Origin of the sequence: Geobacter sp. OR-1, from assembly GCF_000813145.1 — a bacterium.
GTDB lineage: Bacteria > Desulfobacterota > Desulfuromonadia > Geobacterales > DSM-12255 > Geoanaerobacter.
In genome coordinates, this window is record NZ_BAZF01000054.1 from 1 (window position 1) to 1,281 (window position 1,281).

Annotated in this window: 2 protein-coding genes; one reads left to right on the forward strand and one right to left on the reverse strand. The window is 40.7% G+C overall.

Going from position 1 to position 1,281, the window contains the following annotated elements; all coding sequences use genetic code 11:
* Positions 1-310 precede the first annotated feature (310 nt).
* Positions 311-961: a hypothetical protein gene (locus OR1_RS20430; protein WP_041975003.1), complete on the forward strand. Its 651-nt coding sequence runs from the start codon at positions 311-313 to the stop codon at positions 959-961.
* Positions 962-1,083: 122 nt separating this feature from the next.
* Here OR1_RS20430 and OR1_RS22970 read toward each other — a convergent pair.
* Positions 1,084-1,281: hypothetical protein (locus tag OR1_RS22970; RefSeq protein WP_237754379.1), on the reverse strand; the 198-nt coding region annotated here is incomplete at its 5' end.

Sequence of the window (1,281 nt, forward strand, 5' to 3'; positions counted from 1 at the left end):
TACCCGCTCTGGTAGATTGCTACGTGAATATCGTGTGCCATTTCCGTTCTCCTTTTGTAGTGTTCTCTTAAATAATTAAAAACCAATCATGGTCGCAAATTACTCTTTATTTTATTCTTTGTCAAGCTTTTTCTAAAAAAAGAGTAATAAAAACGGCTAGTTATACCAGAAGGTGTAACTTGTTGAGCGAAACAAGTTGCATTAATCGCAAATACATGCTAGTGTTAATTGTATTTTGAGGTACAAAAAATCGACGGTCGGCAAGCTTAAAAAAAATAGTCGGCATATCATTTCTTAGGTGAGGGGTTAAATGAGGAAGTTTCGCATTGAAATGCAGGAGAGGTATCAAAAGGAACTAAGGGATAGGTTAGCCGGTTCGGATTATAACGATATCAGTGATTTTGTGAGACGTTCGGGGCTGAATAAATTTGTAACACCGGAAACAGTCAGGAGGGTCTTTAACGATAATACGAAGCCTTGCCATTGCCTCACGCTTGCCTTAGTTGCCCGGTTTCTAGACTTTGAGCAAGCATATATTGAGACAATGATTAGAGACTTGGGAGGCGAGGAATATCTATTAATTTTAAAAACAGAACAAAAAGGAAGGGAAGGCAAACTGACTGCACGGCAAGAAAATTTATTGGCTTGTATAGACAAAATTGAAACGCACTCGGGGAAATCTATATCAAGTGTGCTGAGTTCAGTCGCGGAACTTGCAGGTATTGACGTAACTGAATTCACTGAGCCGATACGCAGGGATGACAGAAAACGCAAAACGCCGCAAAGAATGCTTCAAAGCCTAAGAATGACAAAGACGACCCTAGGAATGGCAGGAATGACACCGGAAGGAGTTAAGGATGCGCTGCCCGTCTCACGCCGCGAATCCGGCAAGGATGACAATCCCGAAACTCACACTTATAGCGAACCGCAGGGAAGCAGCAGGAAAATACAAAAAGATTGACCTCAGGAATTTCAAGAATCTAAAAAGCTTTTATCTTTAAAAGCCAGCCGTTCAGGTCTGTATATTGTTCGTGTCAATATATTCAGCGACAAATTAGAAATTGATATTATCCCAATTTTAGATTAAAAAACCGGTAAACAAACCGGGAAACATTGATACAAGATTTTAGGTTTTTCCGGTTTTAGGGTTTGTTCTTTTAAAGTTAATAAATCGCTGACAAAAGCCCACCAATTCAGCGCGGACGCGCTGCAATTAGAAAGAGAGATTAGAAGTTCCGGCTTTGAAAAAGTCGGGAGTTCGAATCTCTCCGGGCGCGCCAA

Coding starts and splice junctions, on each gene's coding strand:
- OR1_RS20430 (WP_041975003.1), top strand. CDS start 311: ATGAGGAAGTTTCGCATTGAAATGCAGGAGAGGTATCAAAAGGAACTA.